We start from the raw sequence: 18450 nt of genomic DNA on the forward strand, positions 1-18450 counted from the left end.
GTCGTATCGGTGTACGACACAAAGGAGACCGCCATGCGGATATTCGCTTTTCTGCTCGTGTTGACCACTGTTTTGATAACCGGATGTTCACCCATGAATACTGACCGATTAAGCCAGCAGGGACCTACCCTCAAGATCGAAGAGTTCTTCGATGGCAAGGTGTACGCTTGGGGCATTTTTGAAGACCGTTTTGGCAACCTGAGACGCCAGTTTCAGGTAGAGATTGATGGTGACTGGAATGGGCAGCGGCTGGTGCTGGACGAGAAGTTTCTGTACAGCGATGGTGAGCGCGACACCCGAGTCTGGACCATTGTGCCCAAAGGCGAGGGTGAGTACGAAGGCCGTGCAGGGGATATTATCGGGACGGCTCAGGGCTACAGTGAGGGTAATCGCCTCAACTGGCGCTATCGCATGGAACTGAAAGTGGGTGATGGCAGCTGGAAGGTCAGTTTCGATGACTGGATGTATCTGCAGCCCGGCAACGTGCTCGTTAACCGGGCCGGTGTGAACAAGTGGGGCGTTCAGCTCGGAGTGGTTACCCTGTTTTTCATGCGCTCCGAGCAACTGAAGGAAGCACCTTTCGCCCTCTGAGTGTTCGGGTTTGAAACTTAACGTTCCAGTTTCCAGCGCAGGGTTTCGCCGGCGCGCAGTGGCACGATGGTCTCCTGGCCGAACGGCATCTCGGTGGGAGCCTGCCATGGCTGTTTCACAAGCGTGATGCTGTCAGTGTTGCGTGGCAAACCGTAGAAGTCTGCCCCGTAGTGGCTGGCAAACCCTTCGAGCTTGTCGAGTACGCCCAGGTCTTCGAATATTTCGGCATAGAGCTCAATGGCTGCATAGGCGCTGTAGCAGCCGGCGCAGCCGCAGGCGTTTTCCTTGGCGCCCCTGGCGTGAGGTGCCGAGTCGGTGCCGAGGAAAAACTTGTGGCTGCCGCTGACAACCGCGTCCTGAAGGGCCTGTTGGTGCACGTTGCGCTTAAGGATCGGCAGACAAAACAGGTGAGGGCGGATACCGCCTACCAGCATATGGTTGCGGTTATAGGCCAAGTGTTGAACGGTAATGGTCGCACCCACGTTATCGCCGTGGGCGTTCACAAATTCTGCAGCGTCACGGGTGGTGATATGTTCAACCACCAGTTTCATGGCCGGATGGCGACCTGCCAAAGGTGTCAGGATCTCGTCCAGAAACTGCTTTTCACGGTCGAAGATATCCACATGGTTGTGGGTGACTTCGCCATGTACCAGCAATGGCATGCCGGCTTCGGCCAGCGCAGCGCAGATATCGTCCAGCTTGCCCAGATCTGTCACGCCTGAATCCGAGTTGGTTGTGGCACCGGCAGGGTAGAGCTTGACTGCGGCAACTCGTCCGCTGGCCTTGGCCTCGGCAATCATTTCCGGGCTTGTGTTGTCAGTCAGATACAGGGTCATCAAGGGATTGAAGCCGCTGCCCTCGGGGGCCTGAGCCAGAATGCGTTCACGGTATGCCAGTGCCTGCGCAGCATCGGTTACCGGTGGACGCAGATTGGGCATTACAATGGCACGTCCCATCTGACGAGCAGTGGCGGGCACAACATGCTGCAGCACCTCACCATCACGCAGATGCAGGTGCCAGTCATCGGGACGGGTAATTGTCAGGCGTTCAGTCATGGGGTTATCCGGTGGCTGGTGAAAAAGCGTCAGTATACCGGAATGAGTACCTGTTTCGCACCGCAAGTGGAGCTGCAGCGCGTTTCGAGGTTTAATAGCGGCATGTTACATGCCGACAGGGTTGGTGGATCAATGTTTACAGAAGATGATGTACGCCGGTTGACCTGGCAATGCCGCCGGGGAATGCTGGAGTTGGATGTGCTGTTTGTACCTTTCATGCAGGAGGCGTTCAGAGATCTGGCGTTTGAAGATCAGCAGCGTTTTGTTAAGCTGCTGGATTGCGAGGACCAGGATCTGTTTGTCTGGTTCATGCAGCGAGAGGAGCCTCAGGATGAGGACTTGAAACGTATCATAAGGATCATGCTTGAGCGGGTTCAGCCGGCTTGAATTACAGCTGAAGCAGGGTATCAGGCTGCGCGTGCTCTGTCTGGTCTTGTTAGGTGCAGCAGAGTCGGCGGTATGGCTGATGTTGCCGGATTTGGGCCTGCGGCTTCTGTCCATGCTGGTATTGTTGGTTGTCATGCCGCTGTTGTGTTGGCCATTGTTGTATCCGCACGCTGATGATGCGGTAGATCAGCTCATATGGGAGCCGGATCTGGGTTCCATGCAGCTTTTGACTCTATCGGGTGGCTGGTGCCAGGTGGAACGGCTTTACTTCAGCTGCTCTGTGCCGGGGCTGATTCAGGTGCTCAAGTTGCAACGTGCGGATCGGGCGCGGCCAACCTGGCTGATCATTACACCGGAGCAGGTCAGCCGCACGGATGTGCGGCGTCTGCATGTCGTGCTCAGATGGGCGCCTCCACTCGGGTCGCATCAGGCCACTGAAAGTTAGCCGGAGCGAGTACAGTGTCACTGCGCTCTGCTGCGGGTGCAGGGTAGTCCAGTGTATAATGCAGACCTCGACTCTCCTTGCGGCTGATGGCGCTGCGGATGATCAGCTCGGCAACAGTGGCCAGGTTGCGCAGTTCAATCAGATCCGAGCTGACTCGGTAGTTGCTGTAGTACTCGCTGATCTCCTGCAGCAGCAGCTCGATTCGGTGCTGTGCCCTTGCCAAGCGTTTGTCTGTTCGTACGATGCCTACGTAGTCCCACATGAAACGGCGCAGCTCATCCCAGTTGTGAGAGATGATGACATCCTCATCCGAATCGGTGACCAGTGACTCATCCCAACCCGGAATCTCGGGGCGCTCCGCCTGGGCTGTTGTTGTATCCTGTGAAATTGCGCGTGCAGCCGCTCGACCAGAGACTATGCATTCCAGCAGTGAGTTGGATGCCAGTCGGTTGGCACCGTGCAGGCCCGTGAAAGCGGTTTCGCCGATGGCGTAGAGTCCTGCCAGATCGGTCTTGCCATCTGCTCCCGTGACGATACCGCCGCAGGTATAGTGGGCCGCCGGCACCACCGGAATCGGATCACGGGTGATATCGATCCCCAGTTCCAGGCAACGTTGGTGGATGGTGGGGAAATGTTCGCGAATGAAGTCGGCTGGCCGGTGGCTGATATCCAGATAAACACAATCGCAGCCAAGGCGCTTCATTTCGTGGTCGATGGCGCGGGCCACAATGTCGCGGGGTGCCAGTTCGGCACGCTCATCAAAATGGTGCATGAAACGAGAACCGTCCGGCAGCAGCAGTTTGCCGCCTTCGCCACGCACCGCTTCGCTGATCAGAAACGACTTGGCCTGGGGGTGATACAGGCAGGTGGGGTGAAACTGGTTGAACTCCATATTGGCGATGCGGCAGCCTGCACGCCAGGCCATGGCGATGCCGTCGCCGGTAGAGCCGTCACTGTTGCTGGTATAGAGATAGGCCTTGGCGGCTCCGCCGGTTGCCAGTACCACCTGTGGCGCCCGAAAGGCGCGGATATGTCCGCTGCGGATATCCAGTACATAGGCTCCGATACAGCGGTTGTGCGGCAGCTTCAGTTTGCGCCGCGTAATCAGATCAATCGCAACGTGGCGGTCCAGCAGGGTGATGTTGGTCGCCTTCTGCGCCCGTGCCAGCAAGGTTTCATGGACGGCGCGACCGGTGGCGTCGGTGGCGTGGATAATGCGACGATGGGAGTGACCCCCTTCCTTGGTGAGATGGTAGTGGTCGCCCTCGCGGGTGAAAGGCACCCCCTGATCGATCAGCCAGCGGATGCTTTCCGGGCCTTCTTCCACCATTCGAGCAACTGCATCGGGGCGGCTAAGATCGGCACCGGCGGTCAACGTATCGCGAATGTGCTCTTCAAGGCTGTCGCCCTCTTCCAGCACAGCGGCGATGCCGCCCTGGGCCAGCCAGGTAGAGCCGCTCTCGAAACTGCCCTTGCTGAGCAGGGCAATCTTCAGGTGCTCCGGCAACTGCAGTGCCAGTGTCAGGCCTGCAGCACCACTGCCGATGATCAATACATCGAAGTCCCGAGGGGGGCTCTGTGTTGTACTCATATTCAGATTCCGTACCTGTAGGGCAAACTATTATGCGGTCTTGTACAGACAAGTGTAAGGTTGCCGCAAATTTAAATTGTGTTGGAACTTCATCCCCGATTCAGGTTCATACCAGTTGCGAGCCTGCTCAAGACATGAGGTTGCAATGCATCAGGTCATCCATACATACTTTATTGAATCATGATCTCCTCGCATCTGCAGGAAAAACAGTCACAGTGACTTAAGGATACCGAGTGTCTAACGAGAGTCAGGCAGCCGCTGACCAGTTGCTGGTCAAGCGGGTTCAGGCTGGTGACAAACGTGCTTTCGACCTGCTGGTCAAACAGTACCAGCACAAGATCATCGGACTGATCGGACGTTATGTATACGATCAGCACGAGGCACTGGATGTTGCCCAGGAAGCTTTTATAAAGGCTTATAGAGCGTTGCCCGGTTTTCGTGGCGACAGCGCGTTTTATACATGGTTGTACCGTATTGCGATCAACACGGCCAAGAATCACTTGGTTGCCCGCAATCGACGACCACCGGACGTGGATGTGGATGTAGACGACGCACAATATCTAGGGGCGGAAAATGAGTTGCGTGATCTGGAGACTCCGGAAAATGCACTTTACCGCGACGAGATGGAGCGTGTCATCAAGCAGACGCTTGATCGTCTGCCGGAAGATTTGCGTGTGGCGCTGACGCTGCGCGAATTTGAAGGCATGAGTTATGAAGATATTGCCAACGTCATGGATTGTCCTGTTGGCACGGTTCGGTCAAGGATTTTCAGGGCACGCGAGGCGATCGACAAGGAGATCGCACCGCTGCTCAATAACAACTGAGAGATCATATGACTGCCGTTTGCAGCCATTCGGGGTAAGTCTATGCGAGAAGCGAATGAATCCATATCGGCACTCCTGGATGGAGAGGTCAGTGACTTCGAGTTGCGTCGTACACTGGAGCAGGTGGGGCAGGACCCGCAGCTGGGCCAGCAGTGGCATCGTTACCAGGTTGTGCGATCTGCGCTGAAGCGTGAAACAGTTGCAGCCATTGATGTCGATCTCAGTGATCGGGTCATGGCTGCGCTTGAGCGAGAACCGGTGTACCACCCCAGTGTGGATCAGCCGGACGAACGCCAAGCGGGACAGCGAGCATTCAAACCGGTGTCTCGCTGGTGGCGCTCTGTATCCAGCATGGCAGTGGCCGCGTCCGTTACTGCTGTGGTGATTCTGGGGGCCGGCTCGCTTAATGAAGCCGGTGATGCGACACGACCGACCTATACACTACCCGGGGCAACGGCCAGTGCCGACTTGATGCGAACTCAGCTTGGTACTCGCTCGGCCTCACCTTCAATCCGCTATGATTCAGCGGATGTGATTCGTTTGTCGGACGGGCTCAAGCGTTATATCGATCAGCATCAACACCTGCTCAGCACTCAGAAGGTGCCACAGTGGACCACGCGCTGGTTGCCGGAGGGATACTCCATTGTGCGGCACGAACTTCTGCCTCATGGCGAAGTAATGGTATTTGCGAATGCGCGTGATGCTTTTTCGGTCAGTGTTGAAGAGATCGGCCACCAAAGCATGCCCGAAGGGGTGGCTCAGGCTGATGGTTACATTGCGGTTGGCAAGCGGCGCGGTGAGCATTTCGTCACTGTAGTTGGAGATGTGCCGCTGATGATAGCGGATCGCATTGCCAGTGCGGTTCAACCTGAGCGCTGAGCATGATTGAAGAAGTGGCTACCGTCACCTGGAGCGGCCAGGGGCTGGCACGGGTCGAAGCGGCCCGCAACAGTGCCTGCGCTCAGTGCAGCAGTCGCTCCAACTGCAGTCAGGGTGTGCTGTCTCAGTGGTCTCGCGGACGTACCGTTGAGATAGAGGTACTCAATCCTGCCAATCTGGCACTCTCGCCCGGGCAGCAGGTGCTGATCGGGCTGGAGGAGGGGGGGCTTATGCGTGCCTCCCTGTTGCTTTACCTTGTGCCTCTGCTGATGCTGGTTGCTGGCGCTCTGGTCGCCAGTGTGCTGGGTGCCAGTGAGGCGGTACAGATTCTGGCTGCAGCCTTCATGCTGCTGGCCGGGTTTGTGGCGGTACGTTTTCTCACACGTAAAACGGCTGAACTCAGTCGCTATCAGCCGGTCCTATTGAAAATCCTGTAATCGACAAAAGGTGAAAATCAGTGAAAAGCATCAAGATCAGCCTTGGTTTCATGCTTGCCTGGCTTTGTGCCCCTCTGGTGAATGCGGCCGCGTTGCCTGATTTCACAGAACTGGTCGAGGACGCCTCGCCGGCTGTGGTCAATATCAGCACGGTCAGTCGCAGTGAACAATCCCTTTCAACGCCCTTCGGGCACTTTGAATTCCATGGTCCTCAAGGAGAGGATGTGCCCGAAATTTTCCGGCACTTCTTCCGTGACATGCCGCAGCTTCGTGAAGGGCCGCAGCGCAAGGCTCCTCGCTCTCTGGGTTCCGGCTTCATTATTTCCAGTGATGGTTACATTCTGACCAATCATCATGTGATCAAGGATGCTGAAGAGGTGCTGGTGCGCCTGAATGACCGGCGTGAGCTGCAGGCCGAGGTGATTGGCTCCGATGAGCGCACTGACGTGGCATTGCTGCGGATCGATGCACGCGACTTGCCGGTGGTGAAGAAAGGCAGTTCGGCCGACCTCAAGGTGGGTGAGTGGGTTCTGGCCATTGGTTCCCCGTTCGGTTTCGATCACAGTGTTACCGCGGGTATCGTGAGCGCCACCGAGCGCGCATTGGCCAATGAAACCTACGTGCCGTTCATTCAGACCGACGTGGCGATCAACCCGGGCAACTCCGGCGGTCCGCTGTTCAATCTTGATGGCGAGGTCGTTGGCATCAACTCGCAGATTTATACTCGCTCGGGCGGTTTCATGGGGCTTTCCTTTGCGATACCGATCGACGTTGCCATGGATGTGGCGGACCAGCTGAAAAACCAAGGGTTCGTGCAACGCGGTTGGCTCGGTGTAATCATTCAGGAGGTTAATCGAGATCTGGCCGAGTCGTTCGGGCTCAAGAAGCCGGCGGGAGCGCTGGTCGCCAAGGTGCTGCCGGGCAGCCCAGCACAATCCGGAGGGCTGCAGGAAGGGGATGTAATCCTCAAACTCAATGGCAAGCCAGTCGAGTTGTCCTCAGATCTGCCGCCACTGGTTGGCCGTATCAAGCCAGGTCAGACTGCCCGCCTGGAGGTGATGCGTTCTGGCGAGCGTGAGATGGTAGAACTGGTTATCGGGACCATGCCAGATGAACCGCAGCAGGCATCACGTTCCGCTGAAAAGCCGGCTGAAACGGGTCGCCTGGGGCTGGTAGTGGCTCCGCTGGACCCATCACTTAAAGACAAGTGGGCCATCAGTTCGGGTGTGATGGTTCAGCAGGTCCAGGAAGGGGCCGGGCTCCAGGCGGGCCTGGTACGTGGTGATGTCATCACCATGCTCAATGGCAAGCGTATCGAAACGGTAGAGCAGTTCGAGCAGGTGGCATCCGCTTTGCCGGCAGGGCGCTCCGTCCCCTTGCGTATCGTGCGACGCGGCAGTCCCCTGTTTATTGCACTTAAAACCGAGTGACCCTGAACCCGGGGAGCGCATCGCTCCCCGGGTTTTCCGCTTTTGCCGATGACCTGATCCCCCCTCTTGCGTTAAACTGCGTCCTCTTTAACTGATCTCAGCCACTTTCTGACCGGAGTCGGGTAACCGTATCGTGAGTAAACTGGAACATATTCGTAATTTCTCGATCATCGCCCATATCGATCATGGCAAATCCACCCTGTCCGACCGCATCATTCAGATCTGTGGTGGTCTGAGCGACCGTGAAATGGCGGCCCAGGTTCTCGACTCCATGGATCTTGAGCGTGAGCGCGGCATCACGATCAAGGCACAGAGTGTTACCCTCGACTACACCGCGAAGGACGGTAAAACCTATCAGCTCAACTTCATCGACACCCCCGGACATGTGGACTTTTCGTATGAAGTGTCACGCTCGCTGTCTGCCTGTGAGGGTGCTTTGCTGGTAGTGGATGCTGCGCAGGGTGTTGAGGCCCAGTCGGTGGCCAACTGCTACACCGCTATCGAGCAAGGTCTGGAAGTGCTGCCGATACTGAACAAAATGGATCTGCCTCAGGCTGATCCTGACCGTGTGCGGCAGGAGATCGAAGAGGTGATCGGCATCGATGCTACCCATGCTGTCGCCTGTTCGGCCAAGACTGGTCTGGGGGTTGAGGAGGTGCTGGAAGAGTTGGTTCGGGTAATCCCTCCGCCGGAAGGTGATGTGGATGGTCCGCTGCAGGCGCTGATTATTGACTCCTGGTTTGATAACTACCTGGGCGTGGTGTCACTGGTGCGCGTGATACACGGCACCCTGCGCAAAAAGGACAAGCTGCTGGTCAAATCCACCGGTCAGGCGCACCAGGTGGATGCAGTGGGTGTCTTTACTCCTAAACGGAAAGAAACCGATCAGCTGCGTGCCGGCGAGGTCGGGTTTATTGTTGCGGGTATCAAGGATATTCATGGTGCGCCCGTGGGCGATACTCTGACGCATTTCAAAACGCCGGATGTACCCAGTTTGCCCGGTTTCCAGAAGGTACAGCCGCAGGTGTATGCCGGTCTGTTCCCGACCAGTGCCGATGACTATGAAGATTTTCGTGAAGCGCTGGACAAGCTGACCCTGAACGATGCCTCCCTGTTCTTTGAACCGGAGACATCCGATGCACTGGGCTTCGGTTTCCGCTGTGGCTTCCTTGGCATGTTGCACATGGAGATCATTCAGGAGCGCCTGGAGCGCGAATATGATCTTGATCTGGTCACAACCGCCCCGACCGTAGTGTACGAGCTTGAGCTGAACAACGGTGACGTGGTTCAGATCGACAGCCCCTCCAAGCTGCCGGACCCCTCTACTGTGCGTGAAATGCGCGAGCCGATCGTGCTGGCCAATATTCTGGTGCCGGACGAGCATCTGGGCCAGGTGATCGGTCTGTGCGTGGAAAAGCGAGGTGTGCAGAAAAACATGCACTTTGTCGGCAAGCAGGTTCAGGTCACTTACGAACTGCCGATGGCGGAGGTGGTGCTCGACTTCTTTGATCGCCTCAAGTCCTGCAGTCGTGGCTATGCGTCGCTTGAATACAATTTTCAGCGCTTTGAAGCAGCCAAGCTGGTGCGCATGGATATCATGATTAACGGAGAGCGTGTGGATGCGCTGGCGGTCATCCTGCACAAGGATAACGCGGTGTACCGTGGCCGAATGCTGTGTGAAAAGATGAAAGAGTTGATTCCACGGCAGATGTTTGATGTGGCGATTCAGGCCGCCATTGGTGGCAAGGTGATCGCGCGAACAACCGTCAAGGCGCTGCGCAAGAACGTGCTGGCCAAGTGCTATGGTGGTGACGTGAGCCGTAAGAAGAAACTGCTGTCAAAGCAGAAAGAGGGTAAGAAACGCATGAAGCAAGTCGGGCGGGTTGAGATTCCTCAGGACGCCTTCCTTGCTGTACTCAAAGTTGACGGCTAGGGCAGGGACATGAATCTGGACTTTTCACTGATACTGGTACTGGTCACATTGTTGACTGGTATCCTCTGGCTGGTCGATACACTGATGTTTGCGCCCCGGCGCCGGGCGGCACTGGCGCAGGCTGAGCAGAGTGCCGGCGCGCCATTGCCGGAGGCGCAACAGATTAGCCTGATGCGTCAGCCTGGCTGGGCCGACACCTCTCGTTCCATGTTTCCGGTGCTGCTGGTGGTGCTGCTGCTGCGCTCTTTCCTGTTTGAGCCGTTTCAGATTCCTTCCGGCTCCATGTTGCCGACGCTCAAGATCGGCGACTTCATTTTGGTAAACAAGTTTCACTACGGGCTGCGTTTGCCAGTGCTCAATACGAAATTCGTGAGCAATAATGATCCACAGCATGGTGATGTGATCGTGTTCCGCTACCCGGAAGATACCAGTATCAACTACATTAAACGGGTAGTCGGTGTGCCGGGCGATGTGATCACCTATCAGGGCAAGACGTTGTTTATCAACGGTGAAGCACAGCCACAAAGTTTGATCGCACGCCTGCCGCCGGGCAATCCTGAGCAGTTGCTGCTGAGCGAAACACTGGTGGGTAAGCCGCACCGAATTCATCAGGATATCTATCGACCGATCATGAACGGTCAGTGGGTGGTGCCGGAAGGGCATTACTTTGTTCTGGGTGATAACCGTGATAACAGCAGGGACAGTCGCTACTGGGGCTTTGTGCCTGAAGAACTGCTGGTCGGAAAAGCAACCGCTGTATGGATGCATTGGGACAGTTTTTTCAGTCTGCCCGATTTCAGTGATGTTCGTCGCATTAACTAGAGGATGGAAAGATGAACAACGGAGCTACACACTTTCAGCGCGGAGCCTCATTTACCTCGACTTTGATTGGGTTAATTGTGGCTGGCATCTTCTTTGCCGTAGGGTTCAAGCTGTTTGGCCCTTACTGGGAGCACGCCACCATCAATTCCATTGTGGCCAAGGTCAGCGAGGACCCGGATGAACTGTCCAAGCCGGTGCGTGAAATCCGTCGTGACTTTGACAAGAAATTCCTGATCAACCAGGTGTCGTTGCCGAACAAGGACTCACTGCAAGTCACGCAGAAAGAAGGCGTGCTCTATTTTGATCTGGTCTATGAGGTCCGTGTACCGATGTTCTACAACGTCGATGCGCTGGTTAAGTTTGAAGAACACTATGAAGCTGTTAAACCTTGATTAAACCTGCTGCTGAACTGGCCCGAAAACTGGGCAACCCCTGTGAAGATCCCGAGCTGTTTGAGCTGGCGCTGACCCATCGCAGCTGTGGTAAACGCAATAATGAACGGCTGGAGTTTCTCGGCGATGCGATTCTGAGCTTTGTCATTGCCGATGATCTCTATAGGCGCTTCCCGGATGCCCGTGAAGGTCAGATGAGTCGTCTGCGTTCCCGTGTGGTCAAGGGTGAAACGTTGGCCCTTATTGCCCGTGAAATGGCGGTCGGTGACTACCTGCGTCTGGGTTCCGGTGAACTGAAAAGTGGTGGTTTCCGGCGCGACTCCATCTTGGCCGACAGTGTCGAGGCCATTATCGGAGCCGTCTATCTCGATCAGGGTGTGGAAGCAGCCAGAGCGTTCATTCTGCACTGGTTTGGCCCCCACCTGGAACAGCTGGATCTGAATATTACCCTCAAGGATGCCAAGACCCGATTGCAGGAGTTTTTGCAATCACGTCGCTCGCAACTGCCTCAGTATGAGCTGGTGTCGGTGGAAGGGGAGCCCCACGATCAAACCTTTCATATCCGTTGTGAAATATCATTGCTGGATGCGCCCACCGAGGGGCATGGCAGCAGTCGCCGTCAGGCAGAACAGGAAGCGGCTCGCGCCGCACTGGCGCAACTGGATCAGGAGGCTAGCGCATGAGTGAGTCAACACAGCGTTGTGGTTATGTGGCCATCGTGGGCCGTCCCAATGTGGGCAAATCGACCCTGCTGAACCGCATTCTGGGGCAGAAACTGAGCATTACATCGCGTAAGCCACAGACGACCCGGCACCAGATTCTGGGTATCAAGACCGAGGACGATCTGCAGGTGGTGTACGTGGATACACCGGGGCTGCACAAGGATGACAAGGGCAAGGCGCTCAACCGCTTCATGAACCGTACCGCCTCCGAGGCGTTACGGCATGTGGATCTGGTTGTGTTCATGATTGACCGTACCGCCTGGACAGAAGAGGACCAACTGGTACTCGACAAGCTGGAACACCTGCACTGCCCGGTGATTCTGGCGGTCAACAAGGTTGATCAGCTTAAAGACAAGGAAGCCCTGCTGCCACAGCTTGAAGAGCTTGCGGCCAAACGCCACTTTGACGTGATTATCCCGATCTCGGCTGAGAAGGGGCACAATGTCGAACGCCTTGAACAGGAAGTCGAATCGCGTATCCCTGAGGGCGTGCATCTGTTCCCGGAAGATCAGATTACGGATCGCAGCTCCCGCTTTGTGGCTGCCGAACTGGTGCGTGAGAAGCTGATGCGCAATCTGGGCGAAGAGGTGCCCTATGGCACCACGGTCGAGATTGAAGAGTTTAAGCATGATGGTCGTGTACTGCATATCAGTGCGCTGATTCTGGTTGAGCGTGAAGGCCAGAAGCGGATCGTGATCGGTGACAGCGGCGCGGTGATCAAGACCATTGGTCGTGATGCCCGTATCGATATGGAAAAAATGTTTGATACCAAAGTCATGCTCAACCTCTGGGTCAAGGTCAAGCGGGGCTGGTCCGATAATGAACGGGCACTGCAGAGCCTCGGTTACAGGCATGAGTGATGAGCCAGCGGGTCGATGCGGCGGCCGCCTATGTCCTGCACAGCCGGCCCTATCGTGAAACCAGCCTGCTGGTTGATCTGCTGACGCTGGAGCATGGCAAGGTCAGCGTGGTTGCACGAGGTGCCCGCAAACCGGGCTCTCGCCTGCGTTCCACGCTACAGCCGTTCCAGTCGCTGCAGGTTGGCTGGCAGGGGCGTACCGATCTTAAAACCCTGCGCATGGCCGAGCCGGTCGAATCCCTGCTGATGCTGCAGGGTAAGGCGCTGCTGTGCGGACTGTATCTGAATGAGCTGCTGCAGCGTCTGTTGCGCCCGTTTGACTCTCACCCCCGGCTATTCGTCTACTTCCGTTATGCACTCAATGAGTTACGACTGGGGCAAGACCTTGAAGGCGCATTGCGCACCTTTGAACGCCAACTGCTTGAGCAGCTGGGGTTTGCGCTGGATACTCGTTCACTTCAGCCGGGGCTGAGCTATCGCCTGGATCCGGAGCGGGGGCTGATCGTCTGTAATCGGGCGGATGCCTATCCGGCCGAACACCTGCAGGCCATTGCCGAAGACCATTATGATGATCCTGCAGTACGGCGCAGTGCCAAGCGCCTGATGCGGAACCGACTTTCACCACTATTGGGAGACAGGCCTCTGCGCAGTCGCGAGCTGTTTCTCAAGCGCAAGGGAGTACAAGATGACCGAGCCTGATCGCCTGCTGCTGGGCATCAATATTGATCACATTGCCACGCTGCGTCAGGCGCGTGGTACCCGTTATCCTGATCCGGTACAGGCGGCTGCACTGGCGGAGGAGGCCGGAGCTGACGGCATTACCGTGCACCTGCGTGAAGATCGGCGTCATATTCAGGACCGTGATATCCACCTGCTGGCGCAGACCCTGCAAACCCGTATGAACCTGGAAATGGCCTTGACCGAAGAGATGATGCAGCTGGCCGAAGCGGTTCGTCCGGCCCATGTCTGTCTGGTGCCTGAGAAACGAGAAGAGCTGACGACCGAGGGGGGGCTGGATGTGATCGGGCAGGAGTCCCAGATCCGCGCCGCGTGCATGCGTCTGGCCGATGCGGGCTGTGAGGTCTCTCTGTTTATCGACCCCGATCCGGCCCAGATTGATGCTGCCGTACGTTGTGGTGCGCCGGTCATTGAGCTGCACACCGGAAACTACGCCGATGCGCAAACCATTGTTGAGCGCAGTGAAGAGTTGGAGCGCTTGAAAACCGCTGCCCGCAATGCCTGGCAGCAGGGGCTGGTGATCAATGCAGGGCACGGGCTGCACTATCACAACGTGGAGCCCGTGGCTGAAATTCCAGAGTTGAATGAACTCAATATCGGACACGGCATCATCGCTCGAGCGTTGATGGTGGGGCTGAAGCCAGCCGTGGCCGAGATGCGCCAGCGCATGATGGAGGTACAACAAAGGGTTCAATCAAGGCGTGATGCCCTGCGCTCATGATCTACGGGATCGGCACCGACATCGTCGAGATTGATCGCATCCGGCAGGCGCTGGTTAGAACGCCACGCCTGCCGCTTCGGATTCTCACGCCCGAGGAGCTGGACGCATTCAATAAGAGCGTGCGCCCGGAAGTATTCCTGGCGAAACGTTTTGCAGCCAAGGAGGCGGCCGTAAAAGCACTCGGAACCGGAATAGGACGCGGCATCAGCTGGCAACACTTTTCTGTTCAGCATGACGCGCTGGGCCGACCTTTGCTGAAACTGGCGGGAGCGGCCGAAACGCTGGCCTGTGAGCAGGGCATAAGCCGCTGGCATCTGTCTTACAGTGATGAACAGGCCTTGGTGATGGCCTTTGTGGTAGCTGAAACCGGCTGAGATTGCCGTTGTTCATGCGTCCTGATATTATTCCGACAATATTAGTCAGGAATAAGTAATCTGGCTGTTATATCTATATTGAAGCACTGCTCAGGAGCATTCATGGCCATTGATTATCCAACAATTGCCGATTACGTCGGTCACACGCCGCTGGTCCGTCTGCAGCGTATCCCGGTGGCCAATGGCAACACCCTGTTGTGTAAGCTGGAAGGCAACAACCCGGCAGGCTCGGTCAAGGATCGCCCGGCACTGAGCATGATCGAGCTGGCCGAAGCCCGTGGTGATATCCAGCCGGGTGACTGCCTGATTGAAGCGACTTCCGGTAACACCGGTATTGCGCTGGCAATGGCCGCCGCGATCAAGGGCTATCAGCTCAAACTGATCATGCCAGCCAATATGAGTTCTGAGCGCAAGGCAGCGATGAGCGCCTATGGTGCCGAGCTGATCGAGGTAACTCAGGCTGAAGGGATGGAGCGTGCCCGTGATCTGGCGCTTGAGATGCAGGCGGCAGGAGAAGGCAAGGTGCTGGATCAGTTTTCCAACGCCGACAACCCCGAGGCTCATTATCGCAGCACCGGCCCAGAAATCTGGCAACAGACTCAGGGTACCATCACCCATTTTGTGAGCTCCATGGGCACGACCGGTACCATCATGGGCGTGTCGCGCTACCTGAAAGAGCAGAATCCAGAAATCCAGATTGTTGGCCTGCAGCCGCAGGAGGGATCTCAGATTCCCGGTATCAGGCGCTGGCCTGAAGCCTACCTGCCCCAAATTTTTGAACGCAGCCGCGTAGACCGGGTGATCGATATCTCTCAGAAGCAGGCAGAAGAGACTATGCGCGCACTGGCGCGTCGAGAGGGCATTTTCTGTGGCGTGTCCTCCGGTGGCTCTGTTGCAGGTGCCCTGCAGCTGGCCGAGGAAGTTAGCAACGCGACCATTGTGTGCATCATTTGTGACCGGGGCGACCGCTACCTGTCCACCGGTGTGTTTGGCTAGTGTTAACCATTAGTCACATACGGTGAAAACCGGTCAGGGAACTTGCTCGCACTGAGCGGTCTTAGGGACTAGAATGTGGCTCCATCCTGAGGGTGAGTCACTGTTGCCGGCACTGGCCCGCCTTTCAGTAATGGTCGCCGGAGGCAAGACAGGAGTGGCGTTCAGCCATGGTGAAGGTTCGAGAAGAACACCCGATACGAGAAGATGGTACCGTTGATCTGGACCTCTGGCTGCTGCGTCTGCAGCAGCAGGTGGAAGTCAGCGATATCGACCAGATCCGTCAGGCGTGTCTGCTGGCCAAGCAAGCAAGGGCTGCGGTTGCCGAGTCGGATGATGACTGGTCTCACAACACGGTTGGCAGTTTTCGTACCGGGCTGGAAATGGCCCAGATTCTGGCGGAGCTGCAGCAAGACCAGGAAACGCTGATTGCGGCGATCCTTTACCGCGCAGTGCGTGAGCGCAAGCTCAGCCTGGGGCGAGTGCAGGAGCAGTTCGGTGAAACCATCGCGGGCCTGATCGACGGTGTATTGCAGATGGCTGCCATCGGCAGCCGCAAGAATCCGCGCTCGGATGATGGTGTTCTCGGCACCAAGATTGCTCAGATCGATAATGTCCGCAAGATGCTGGTGGCGATGATTGATGATGTGCGTGTTGCACTGATCAAGATCGCCGAGCGTACCTGCGCCATTAGAGGCGTTAAGGACGGTGACCGCAAGAAGCGCTATCTGGTGGCGCGCGAGGTGTTCGACATCTACGCGCCATTGGCACACCGACTTGGCATTGGTCATATCAAGTGGGAGCTTGAAGACCTTTCCTTCCGCTATCTGAAACCCAACGACTACAAGCATATTGCGCGTCTGCTTGATGAAAAGCGTCTCGATCGCCAACTGTTCATCAACCAGGTGGTGGAGCTGCTGCGTAGCCGACTGGACGATGCCGGTATTGCTGGTGACGTGATGGGGCGCGCCAAGCATATCTACAGTATCTGGCGCAAAATGCAGCGCAAAAACATCGACTTCAGTCAGGTTTATGATGTACGTGCCGTCCGCATTCTAGTGCCCGAAATTCGTGACTGCTACACCGTGCTGGGGATTGTGCACGGCCTTTGGCGCAACATTCCGCACGAGTTTGATGACTACATCGCATCACCCAAGCCCAACGGCTATCGCTCACTGCATACGGCCGTGTTCGGTCCGGAAGGCAAAGTGCTGGAAGTACAGATCCGTACCTTCGCCATGCATGAAGAAGCGGAGCTGGGCGTGTGTGCTCACCACCTTTACAAGGGCACGGATACCCAGGCCCGTGGCGATGGCTATGAAGAGAAAATCGCCTGGCTGAGGCAGGTGCTGGAGTGGCATGACGACCTGGGTGATACCGAAGCGCTGGGTGATATGTTGCGCGGTGATGTGGTGCAGGATCGGGTCTATGTCTTTACACCCGATGGCCATGTGATCGACCTGCCGCAGGGCGCTACGGCGGTCGACTTCGCCTACCGTGTGCATACCGAAGTCGGGCACCGTTGCCGGGGTGCGAAGGTCAACGGCCGCATTATCCCACTCAACAAGGCGTTGAAAACCGGTGACCAGGTCGAAATCATGACCTCCCGCGAGGAAGCGCCACGACGTGACTGGCTCAACAGCAACTACGGCTTTGTGACCACCTCTCGTGCACGTGCCAAGGTAGCGCACTGGTTCAAGCTTCAGGCCAAGGAGCAGAATGCCGAAGCGGGGCGAGATATTATTCTGCGTGAATTCCGCCGCCTGGCGCTGGATCCGCACACGATAGACCTCAGCGATATTGCGCGAGCACTCAACTATAAAACCTCGGAAGACCTCTGCGCAGCTCTTGGCGCTGGCGACCTGCGCCTATCGCAGATCATTCATGAGGCCCAGCGTCAGGTTGAGCCTGACCGGCAGGAATCCCAGCTGGACCTGGCGCTGCCGACCAGCCAGTCGGCGAAGGAACCCCGCAGCGGTGGCAGCGGCATCAACATACAGGGGATTGGCAACCTGCTGACCACCCTGGCGACCTGCTGCAAACCGGTGCCCGGTGACCCGATCATGGGGTACATCACCCAGGGGCGGGGGATCTCGATTCACCATGAGGACTGTCTCAACCTGATGGGTTTGCGTGAAAACGAGCCGGACCGGGTGATCAGTGTCGACTGGGGTGACGAGCACGAACAGACTTACCCGGTGGATATGATCATTGAAGCGTTTGACCGCCCGGGTCTTCTGCGCGATGTGATGCTGGTGCTGAGCAACGAGAAACTCAATATTCTGGCGGCTAACACCCTGACTGATCGCAAGAACAACATGGCGCGTCTGACACTGACCGTTGAGATTCCACGGCTTGAGCGACTGGGCCGACTGATGGACAAGATCAATCAGGTGCCCAACGTCCTGGACGTACACCGTGAACGCAGCGGGGCCGGGCGATGAGCTACAGTCTTGATGACCTCATCCGACTGATGGATGCCCTGAGGGAGCCCGATTCAGGCTGCCCCTGGGATCTGCAGCAGACCTTCGCCAGCATTGTGCCGCATACGCTGGAAGAGGCTTACGAAGTGGCCGACTGCATCGAGCGGGAAGACTGGGAGCACCTGCGTGACGAACTGGGTGATCTGCTGTTTCAGGTGGTGTTCTATGCTCGCCTCGCGGACGAGCAGGGCTGGTTTGATCTGCATCGCATCATCGATCAGTTGGTGACCAAGTTGATTCGTCGTCACCCACATGTGTTCCCGAACGGCAGTCTGAACTCCGCCGGTGTTGACGCCATCGCCGTGGAACAGGTCAACCGCAACTGGGAAACGATCAAACAGCAGGAGCGAGAGGCCAAATCCCGCACCGGTGTGCTGGATGATATTCCTGTTGGCTTGCCTGCACTGAGCCGTGCCGCCAAACTGCAGCGCCGTGCGGCGCGGGTTGGCTTTGACTGGCCGGATACTCAGGGCGTACTGGACAAGATAGAAGAGGAAATTGCCGAATTGCGCGAAGCACTGGCGAAAGGTGATCTGGACAATGCCCGTGAAGAGATCGGTGACCTGCTGTTTGCGCAGGTTAATCTGGCACGGCACCTTGAAATTGACCCCGAACAGGCAGTGCGTCACACCAATGCCAAGTTTGAACGTCGCTTCCGTCATGTGGAATCACGCGTAGCCGACAGTGGCCAGGCGTGGGAGCAGCTGAGTCTGGATCAGCTTGACCACTGGTGGGACGAAGCCAAGCAGAAGGGGCTTTGATACCTTCGTTCGT

At 56.9% G+C, this 18450-nt stretch carries 20 protein-coding genes; 18 read left to right on the top strand and 2 right to left on the bottom strand.

Annotated elements, in window-relative coordinates; all coding sequences use genetic code 11:
* Window positions 1–33: 33 nt before the first annotated feature.
* Complete coding sequence (locus CFI10_RS05150) at window positions 34–591, top strand: DUF3833 domain-containing protein (protein ID WP_091825231.1); 558 nt, start codon at window positions 34–36, stop codon at window positions 589–591.
* Between the two features lie 17 nt (window positions 592–608).
* Here the strand turns inward: CFI10_RS05150 and pyrC are convergent, their stop codons facing one another.
* Window positions 609–1646 (bottom strand): dihydroorotase, encoded by a 1038-nt coding sequence (pyrC, locus tag CFI10_RS05155; RefSeq protein WP_206840255.1) that lies wholly within the window; start codon window positions 1644–1646, stop codon window positions 609–611.
* 132 nt (window positions 1647–1778) lie between these two features.
* Between pyrC and CFI10_RS05160 the strand changes: the two genes are divergently transcribed.
* Together CFI10_RS05160 and CFI10_RS05165 are read left to right on the top strand one after the other, a co-directional pair.
* Window positions 1779–2033 (top strand): FAD assembly factor SdhE, encoded by a 255-nt coding sequence (locus tag CFI10_RS05160; protein ID WP_091825235.1) that lies wholly within the window; start codon window positions 1779–1781, stop codon window positions 2031–2033.
* The gene (locus CFI10_RS05165) at window positions 2011–2478 is read left to right on the top strand and encodes a hypothetical protein (protein WP_206840259.1); all 468 of its coding nucleotides are present in this window, start codon (window positions 2011–2013) and stop codon (window positions 2476–2478) included. The genes CFI10_RS05160 and CFI10_RS05165 overlap by 23 nt, the downstream gene beginning before the upstream one ends.
* On the opposite strand, the gene nadB is transcribed toward CFI10_RS05165, so the two are convergent.
* Entirely contained in the window at window positions 2432–4069 is a 1638-nt protein-coding gene (gene nadB / locus CFI10_RS05170) for an L-aspartate oxidase (protein ID WP_206840268.1), read from the bottom strand. The two genes, CFI10_RS05165 and nadB, sit on opposite strands and share 47 nt — an antisense overlap.
* A gap of 233 nt (window positions 4070–4302) precedes the next feature.
* Between nadB and rpoE the strand changes: the two genes are divergently transcribed.
* From rpoE to mazG, 15 genes are all read left to right on the top strand, one after another.
* Window positions 4303–4893, top strand: coding sequence for an RNA polymerase sigma factor RpoE (rpoE, locus tag CFI10_RS05175; RefSeq protein WP_206840270.1), 591 nt, complete (start codon window positions 4303–4305; stop codon window positions 4891–4893).
* A gap of 42 nt (window positions 4894–4935) precedes the next feature.
* Window positions 4936–5772 (top strand): MucB/RseB C-terminal domain-containing protein, encoded by an 837-nt coding sequence (locus tag CFI10_RS05180; RefSeq protein ID WP_091825246.1) that lies wholly within the window; start codon window positions 4936–4938, stop codon window positions 5770–5772.
* Window positions 5773–5774: 2 nt separating this feature from the next.
* The gene (locus CFI10_RS05185; protein ID WP_206840278.1) at window positions 5775–6209 is read left to right on the top strand and encodes a SoxR reducing system RseC family protein; all 435 of its coding nucleotides are present in this window, start codon (window positions 5775–5777) and stop codon (window positions 6207–6209) included.
* A 50-nt stretch (window positions 6210–6259) separates the two neighbouring features.
* Window positions 6260–7639, top strand: coding sequence for a DegQ family serine endoprotease (locus CFI10_RS05190; protein ID WP_206841952.1), 1380 nt, complete (start codon window positions 6260–6262; stop codon window positions 7637–7639).
* A 133-nt stretch (window positions 7640–7772) separates the two neighbouring features.
* A complete protein-coding gene (lepA, locus tag CFI10_RS05195; RefSeq protein WP_206840280.1) occupies window positions 7773–9572 on the top strand; it encodes a translation elongation factor 4 in 1800 nt (599 codons plus the stop codon).
* 9 nt (window positions 9573–9581) lie between these two features.
* Entirely contained in the window at window positions 9582–10394 is an 813-nt protein-coding gene (lepB, locus tag CFI10_RS05200; protein WP_206840282.1) for a signal peptidase I, read from the top strand.
* Window positions 10395–10405: 11 nt separating this feature from the next.
* Window positions 10406–10786: a DUF4845 domain-containing protein gene (locus CFI10_RS05205; protein ID WP_091825257.1), complete on the top strand. Its 381-nt coding sequence runs from the start codon at window positions 10406–10408 to the stop codon at window positions 10784–10786.
* Complete coding sequence (gene rnc, locus CFI10_RS05210) at window positions 10783–11469, top strand: ribonuclease III (RefSeq protein WP_206840284.1); 687 nt, start codon at window positions 10783–10785, stop codon at window positions 11467–11469. The genes CFI10_RS05205 and rnc overlap by 4 nt, the downstream gene beginning before the upstream one ends.
* A complete protein-coding gene (era, locus tag CFI10_RS05215; protein WP_206840286.1) occupies window positions 11466–12368 on the top strand; it encodes a GTPase Era in 903 nt (300 codons plus the stop codon). Before rnc ends, era begins: the two co-directional genes overlap by 4 nt.
* Entirely contained in the window at window positions 12368–13066 is a 699-nt protein-coding gene (gene recO, locus CFI10_RS05220) for a DNA repair protein RecO (RefSeq protein ID WP_091825265.1), read from the top strand. The genes era and recO overlap by 1 nt, the downstream gene beginning before the upstream one ends.
* Window positions 13053–13826, top strand: coding sequence for a pyridoxine 5'-phosphate synthase (gene pdxJ, locus CFI10_RS05225; protein WP_206840288.1), 774 nt, complete (start codon window positions 13053–13055; stop codon window positions 13824–13826). The genes recO and pdxJ overlap by 14 nt, the downstream gene beginning before the upstream one ends.
* Complete coding sequence (locus CFI10_RS05230; RefSeq protein WP_206840290.1) at window positions 13823–14200, top strand: holo-ACP synthase; 378 nt, start codon at window positions 13823–13825, stop codon at window positions 14198–14200. The genes pdxJ and CFI10_RS05230 overlap by 4 nt, the downstream gene beginning before the upstream one ends.
* 102 nt (window positions 14201–14302) lie before the next feature.
* Entirely contained in the window at window positions 14303–15196 is an 894-nt protein-coding gene (gene cysM / locus CFI10_RS05235) for a cysteine synthase CysM (RefSeq protein WP_206840292.1), read from the top strand.
* Between the two features lie 167 nt (window positions 15197–15363).
* Window positions 15364–17637 carry a GTP diphosphokinase gene (relA, locus tag CFI10_RS05240; protein ID WP_091825277.1) on the top strand — a complete coding sequence of 758 codons (2274 nt, stop codon included), beginning with the start codon at window positions 15364–15366 and terminating at the stop codon, window positions 17635–17637.
* Window positions 17634–18437 (top strand): nucleoside triphosphate pyrophosphohydrolase, encoded by an 804-nt coding sequence (gene mazG, locus CFI10_RS05245; protein ID WP_206840300.1) that lies wholly within the window; start codon window positions 17634–17636, stop codon window positions 18435–18437. The genes relA and mazG overlap by 4 nt, the downstream gene beginning before the upstream one ends.
* The last annotated feature ends 13 nt before the right edge of the window (window positions 18438–18450 follow it).

It is taken from the genome of Marinobacterium iners (assembly GCF_017310015.1).
Taxonomy (GTDB): domain Bacteria; phylum Pseudomonadota; class Gammaproteobacteria; order Pseudomonadales; family Balneatricaceae; genus Marinobacterium; species Marinobacterium iners.